The organism is Micromonospora craterilacus, from assembly GCF_003236315.1.
GTDB lineage: Bacteria > Actinomycetota > Actinomycetes > Mycobacteriales > Micromonosporaceae > Micromonospora > Micromonospora craterilacus.
The window spans coordinates 1-6,364 of sequence record NZ_POTY01000320.1; the positions used below are offsets into that span (position 1 = coordinate 1).

At 72.1% G+C, this 6,364-nt stretch carries 6 protein-coding genes; 4 read left to right on the plus strand and 2 right to left on the minus strand.

Translation table 11 applies throughout. From position 1 onward, the window contains the following. Positions 1-162: 162 nt before the first annotated feature. On the minus strand, positions 163-786 hold the full coding sequence (locus C1I95_RS30995; protein ID WP_438941355.1) for a hypothetical protein: 624 nt from the start codon (positions 784-786) through the stop codon (positions 163-165). Positions 787-921: 135 nt separating this feature from the next. On the opposite strand from C1I95_RS30995, the gene trmB reads away from it, so the two are divergent. The 4 genes from trmB to C1I95_RS31015 all read left to right on the plus strand — a co-directional run bounded on the left by trmB (position 922) and on the right by C1I95_RS31015 (position 5,616). Then, a complete protein-coding gene (gene trmB / locus C1I95_RS31000) occupies positions 922-1,629 on the plus strand; it encodes a tRNA (guanosine(46)-N7)-methyltransferase TrmB (RefSeq protein ID WP_111219267.1) in 708 nt (235 codons plus the stop codon). A gap of 105 nt (positions 1,630-1,734) precedes the next feature. Continuing rightward, positions 1,735-4,239 carry a DEAD/DEAH box helicase gene (locus tag C1I95_RS31005; protein WP_111219269.1) on the plus strand — a complete coding sequence of 835 codons (2,505 nt, stop codon included), beginning with the start codon at positions 1,735-1,737 and terminating at the stop codon, positions 4,237-4,239. A 122-nt stretch (positions 4,240-4,361) separates the two neighbouring features. Then, positions 4,362-5,006 (plus strand): hypothetical protein, encoded by a 645-nt coding sequence (locus C1I95_RS31010; protein WP_111219277.1) that lies wholly within the window; start codon positions 4,362-4,364, stop codon positions 5,004-5,006. 250 nt (positions 5,007-5,256) lie between these two features. Continuing rightward, a complete protein-coding gene (locus tag C1I95_RS31015) occupies positions 5,257-5,616 on the plus strand; it encodes a YciI family protein (protein ID WP_111219271.1) in 360 nt (119 codons plus the stop codon). Positions 5,617-5,667: 51 nt separating this feature from the next. Here the strand turns inward: C1I95_RS31015 and C1I95_RS31020 are convergent, their stop codons facing one another. Continuing rightward, positions 5,668-6,048, minus strand: coding sequence for a cytidine/deoxycytidylate deaminase family protein (locus C1I95_RS31020; RefSeq protein ID WP_233513992.1), 381 nt, complete (start codon positions 6,046-6,048; stop codon positions 5,668-5,670). Between the last annotated feature and the right edge of the window lie 316 nt (positions 6,049-6,364).

The following is a 6,364-nucleotide window of genomic DNA, read 5'->3' on the forward strand; positions in this document are numbered from 1 at the left end:
GGCAGGAAGAGCTCGGGGCGAGGTGCGGGGCGCGGCGGGCTGCCGGTGGGTCGCGCCGCACGGCCAGCACCAGCGGTGCGCGCCAAACGCCCGGAGCCGGATGGTCGCGGCGTGCGGCCGGAACCGGATGGTCGTGGGGCGCGAGCGGCCGGCATGGCAGGCTCACCGACGCGCGCCGCGACGGCGCGCTGTCATGAACCACACGACGATTCCGGTGATGGTCAGCGCGAGCCCTGCGGGAAGCAGCAGACCCGAGGTGACGCCGCCGGCACCGCCGCCGAAGCCGGTGGCCGGCCCCCGGCTGGGCTTGACGCTGGGGTTGACGGTGCGTACCACCTGGAGCATCGTCGACGCGGTCTCGCCGCCCCGGCATTCCAGCTTGACCCGGTAGCTGCCGGGCAACACCCGATCCTTCACCTGAGCCGTCCCGGTCAGCAGCCCGCGCTGCGGCTGCACCGCGACCCGGCCGAAGGCGTCCGAGATCACGATGGCGCCCACCGAATTGTCCTGGCAGCTGGCCCGGAGCCCGACCAGGTGCCCCGGTTCCACGGTGCCCGGGCTGACCTCGATGAAGACGTTCGGGCCGGGCGGTTCCGATGCGGCGACCGGCCGCCAATCGACACCGTCGGTGGCGGTCGGATCCGGCCCTGCGGCCCGGGCCGGCCCCGCGGTCAGGAACGGCATGGCCAGCGCGACGGCGAGCAGCGGGGCGACGGCCGCGAGGGCGAGCAGGGGAGCGGCGACCGAGGCGGCCCGCAGCGCCGGACGTCTGCGGCTCACTGACACGATGCCCCCTCCCGGCGCGCCGAAGCACTCGCCGGGCGCCGCCGGACACCCGGTCTGCCGTACGGGATGATGGTCTCACCCCCGGTCGTACATCACATCCGATCCGGCGCGGTGCTCGCGTAGGCTCGGTTCGCTGTGACCTACACCGACCCGCTCCCCGCCGTGTCCGCGCCGCACCCGGCGCGGGCTATCCGCACCTTCCACCCGCGACGCGGCCGAATGAGCGGCCGGCAGGCGGCGGCCTTGGAGCAGCTCTGGCCGGCGTACGGCCTGCGCGTCCCCGACGCCGCGCCGTTCGACCCCGCCGGGCTGTTCGGCCGCCGGGCTCCGCTGGTGGTCGAGATCGGGTCCGGTATGGGCGACACGACGGTCGAAATGGCCGCCGCCGACCCGGATCGAGACTATCTGGCGGTCGAGGTGCACACGCCCGGAATTGCCAACCTGCTGGACCTGGTCCACCTGCGTGGCCTGGGCAACGTCCGGGTCGCCGAGGGCGACGCGTTGGAGTTGCTCCGGCTGCTGCCGCCGGACTCGCTGGACGCGGTGCACGCGTTCTTCCCGGACCCGTGGCCGAAGTCCCGGCACCACAAGCGCCGGCTGATCCAGCCGACGCACGTCGCGCTGCTGCGCTCCCGGTTGGCCGTCGGCGGCACGCTGCACTGCGCCACCGACTGGGCCGAGTACGCCGAGTCGATGCGGGTGACCCTGGACGCCGACCCGGGCCTGGTCAACCTGCACGACGGCTTCGCGCCCCGACCCGCCCACCGGCCGGTGACCCGGTTCGAGCGGCGGGCGCTGACCGCCGGCCGCCCGGTCGCCGACCTGCTCTACCACCGCCGGTAAGGAAGGGCCCCTTCTTAACGCCTGGCGTAGCAAAGGGGCCCCCTTTTAACATCTCCGCTCCCCGGTTGGCGTCCGAGGGCATGATCCAGGCACCATGGACCGGCCATGACACTCACCGCCGCGCTGCCGAAGACCGCCGATCCCGACACCCTCTACGACGCGTTCGCCAGTTGGGCGTCCGAGCGCGGCCTGGACCTCTACCCCCACCAGGAGGAGGCGGTCATCGAGATCGTCTCCGGGGCGAATGTGATCATGAATACGCCGACCGGCTCCGGGAAGAGCCTGGTCGCGATCGCCGCGCACTTCGCCGCCCTGGCCGACAACCGGACCACCTTCTACACCGCGCCGATCAAGGCGCTGGTGTCGGAGAAGTTCTTCGCGCTCTGCGAGGTCTTCGGCGCCGAGAACGTCGGCATGCTCACCGGCGACGCGAGCGTCAACGCCGACGCCCCGATCATTTGCTGCACCGCGGAGATCCTGGCCAACCTGGCCCTGCGTGAGGGCACTCGGGCCGACGTCGGCCAGGTGATCATGGATGAGTTCCACTTCTACGCCGAACCCGACCGGGGCTGGGCCTGGCAGGTACCGCTGATCGAGCTGCCCCAGGCGCAGTACGTCCTGATGTCGGCCACGCTCGGCGACACCACCCGGTTCGTCGACGACCTGACCCGGCGTACCGGCCGGCCCACCGCCGTCGTCCGCTCGGCCGAGCGGCCGGTCCCGCTGCTCTTCTCGTACGCGATGACGCCGCTGCACGAGACCCTCGAGGAACTGCTGGAGACCAAGCAGGCCCCGGTCTACGTCGTGCACTTCACCCAGGCCGCCGCGCTGGAGCGCGCCCAGGCGCTGACCAGCGTCAACGTCTGCACCCGCGCCGAGAAGGACATGATCGCCCAGGCGATCGGCGGGTTCCGGTTCACCTCCGGCTTCGGCAAGACACTGTCCCGGCTGGTCCGGCACGGCATCGGGGTGCACCACGCCGGGATGCTGCCCAAGTACCGCCGGCTGGTGGAAACCCTGGCCCAGGCCGGGCTACTCAAGGTCATCTGCGGTACGGACACCCTCGGCGTCGGCATCAACGTGCCCATCCGCACGGTGCTGTTCACCGGCCTGTCCAAGTACGACGGCATCCGGACCCGGCTGCTCAAGGCCCGCGAGTTCCACCAGATCGCCGGCCGGGCCGGGCGGGCCGGCTTCGACACCCTCGGCCGGGTCGTGGTGCAGGCCCCCGAGCACGTCATCGAGAACGAGAAGGCCCTCGCCAAGGCCGGCGACGACCCGAAGAAGCGGCGCAAGGTGGTCAAGAAGAAGCCGCCGGAGGGATCGATCGGCTGGGGCCAGCCGACCTTCGACCGCCTCGTCTCGGCCGAACCGGAGCCGCTGACCTCCAGCTTCCAGGTCAGCCACTCGATGCTGCTCAACGTCATCGGCCGGCCCGGCGACGCGTTCGCCGCGATGCGGCACCTGCTCACCGACAACCACGAGGACCGGGCGGCCCAGCGCCGGCACATCCGACGGGCCATCGCCATCTACCGGGCGCTGAAGGCCGGCGGCGTGGTCGAGGAGCTGCCCGAGCCGGACGAGACCGGCCGGCGGGTCCGGCTCACCGTCGACCTCCAGCTCGACTTCGCGCTCAACCAGCCGCTGTCCCCGCTGGCGCTGGCCACCATCGAACTGCTGGACGCCGAGTCCCCGTCGTACCCCCTCGACGTGCTGTCCGTGATCGAGTCGATCCTCGACGACCCGCGTCAGGTGCTCTCCGCGCAGCAGTTCAAGGCCCGCGGCGAGGCGGTCGCCGCGATGAAGGCCGAGGGCATCGAGTACGAGGCCCGCCTCGAACTGCTCGACGCGGTGACCTGGCCCAAGCCGCTCGCCGACCTGCTGAACAACGCCTACGAGATGTACCGACAGGGGCACCCGTGGGTGGCCGACCACCAGCTGTCCCCCAAGTCCGTCGTCCGGGACATGTACGAGCGGGCGATGACCTTCACCGAGTACGTGCAGTTCTACGGGCTGTCCCGCTCGGAGGGCCTGGTGCTGCGCTACCTCGCCGACGCGTACAAGACGCTGCGGCAGACGGTGCCCGAGGAGGCCAAGACCGAGGAACTGGTCGACCTGATCGAGTGGCTCGGCGAACTCGTCCGGCAGGTCGACTCCAGCCTGATCGACGAATGGGAGCGGCTTCGCAACCCGACCGACCTGCCCGAGGTCGCCTCCGCCCTGGAGGACCGACAGACTGCGGTGACCCGCAACGCGCGGGCGTTCCGGGTGCTGGTGCGCAACGCCCTGTTCCGCCGGGTGGAGCTGGCCGCGCTGCGCCACTGGGACGCGCTCGGCGAGCTGGACGCGGACTCCGGCTGGGACGCGGATGCCTGGGCCGACGCGCTGGAGCCGTACTTCGAGTCGTACGGGGAGATCGGCACCGGGCCGAACGCCCGCGGCCCGGCGCTAATCATGATCGAGCAGGGTCGGGAGCGGTGGACGGTGCGGCAGATCCTCGACGACCCGGACGGTGACCACGACTGGGGCATCAGCGCCGAGGTCGACCTGGCCGCCTCCGACGAGGCGGGCGCCGCGGTCGTGCGGATCACCGACGTCGGTCAGCTCTAGAAAAAATTCCTTCCCAGGGGCCATCCGGAGTGTCCGGGTGGCCCCTTATCTTCCCTGGGCGATGTCAGGCCCGTCGATTAGAATGTATGTACTAATCGAGTTCCTGACCTGGGAGGATGCTCGTGACCGCACCCATCTCCACCCCCCTCACGCCGTACGCCACCCTCCTCGGTTTCACCCGGTACGTCGACCGCACCGGCCCCACCAAGGCCAACTTCGTCGGCGGCCTGCGCCGGCAGCGGGCCAGCCGCTCCGGCTTCAACCCGCACGGCCAGTTCGTCAAGGCGCTCAAGGCCGACATCGCCTTCCACACCGGCGGCACCCACCTGGCGCAGGTGGTCGACGTGGTCAAGCCCCGGTGGCGCCCGCTCTACCAGACCCTCGTGCCGGGCGCGACGGCCTGGCTGCACTCGCTGGGCGAGCCGACCGGCGTCGACCTGGCCCAGACCCGGGACGCCCTGGCCATGCTCGGCGACCTCCCCATCAAGATCAACCCCCACTTCGGCATCCGGTACGCCGACGGCCGCGCCGAGGCGGTCCGGCTGCACTTCGACGAGGCCCCGCCCAGCGAGGAGGCGATGCTGGCCGCCCTGCACCTGACGGCCCGCCACATGGACGCCGTCCTGCCGCACGCCGAGCCGGTCCTGGTCGACGTCCGCCGCGGCATCACCCACCGCATGCCCGACGGGGCGAAGCCCGACGAGATCGAGCGCTGGCTGGCCGGCGAGGCCGCCGCCTTCCGCGCCATCTGGTCCGCCGCCGCCTGACCGGTAGACCGGGCCGGTCTCCGCCGACCTGGCGCCCGCCGGCCGGGCCTGACCGTTCACCGCGCCGGCACCGGCGGTCCGCTCCACCTCGGGACGGATCGCCGGTGCGCCGCGACCGGCACGCGCTTCGGGACCGGCTGGGTGGCGACCAGCGCCGTCGCGGAACACCGCCGAGGTGCCGTTGGTCACGGCAACCGGAGGTAGCGAACATCAGGCCCATAGGACGCTTATCGGCCCCTAGGGTGTGGCTATGCGATTCGACCAGCACACGATGGTGCTCCTGGTCCGGCCGGGGGACGCTCCCGAACTGCCGCGGGATGCGGCCGATCTGCTGGAGGACGCGCACCTGGCGCACCAGGCCGGGCTGGTGGAGCAGGGTGCGGTGCTCGCGGCCGGGCCGTTCGTCGACCACGACGACGAACAGATCCGGGGTATCGCCGTGCTCTCGGTCGACCCGGAGATGGCCCGCGAGCTCTACCACAACGACCCCGCCGTCCGGGCAGGTCAGCTGATCGCGCACGTGTTCTCGTGGATGGTGCCGGAGGGCAACGTCCGCTTCGAGAACGTGCCGGTCCCCCGCTCGATGCTGGAGGTCGCCGCAGGCGACTGACGCCGGGGTCGCCGGTGCCGACGTCAGTCGGTGAGGTCGCCGGTGCCGGCGTCAGTCGGCGAGGTCGGCGGTGGCGAGCAACTCGGTCACCGGCACCACCCGTGGGTCGTCGACCGGGCCGACGATCACCCGCAGCGCCGGGAAGCGGTCGGCCAGCAGTCGACGGCACGACTCGCAGGGGGCCACCACGGTTCGGCCGCGGTCGCCCACCGTGACGATGGTCTCCAACTCGCCCACGCCCTGCGTGACGGCGGCCCCGAGTACGACCACCTCGGCGCAGGCACCCCCCGGGGGGTGCACGACGTTCACGCCGGACACGACCCGGCCCTCGCCGGTCCGGGCCGCCGAGGCGAGGGTGTGGGCGGCGCTGCGGCAGCGCAGCTTGGCCACCGCGCTGGCGGCCTGCACCAGCGCCCGATCGGTGTCCCGCATGGTCATCAGCGTCCCCGTGCTCGCTCCTGTTCGGCGATCAACGATAGACCCTGCCGCCCCTGGGATACCCCCACCACACGGCCCCTTTGCTCTGCTTCAACGCACGCACCGGTCACCGGCCCAAACCCGTGCGCCGGGTGAAGCAGAGCAAAGGAAGGCGCCGGGCACACCGGTCGGCGACCGAAGCGGCCCGGCACAGAGCCCCGGCGCAGAGCCCCGGCGCAGAGCCCCGGCGCAGAGCCCCGGCGCAGAGCCCCGGCGCAGAGCCCCGGCGCAGGGCCGGGGGCAGGTAGCGCGAGGGCGGGCACGGCCGGGT

Excerpts from the sequence above, each read along its gene's own strand:
- C1I95_RS31005 (WP_111219269.1), top strand. The coding sequence starts at position 1,735 with ATGACACTCACCGCCGCGCTGCCGAAGACCGCCGATCCCGACACCCTC.
- C1I95_RS31015 (WP_111219271.1), top strand. The coding sequence starts at position 5,257 with ATGCGATTCGACCAGCACACGATGGTGCTCCTGGTCCGGCCGGGGGAC.
- C1I95_RS31020 (WP_233513992.1), bottom strand. The coding sequence starts at position 6,048 with ATGCGGGACACCGATCGGGCGCTGGTGCAGGCCGCCAGCGCGGTGGCC.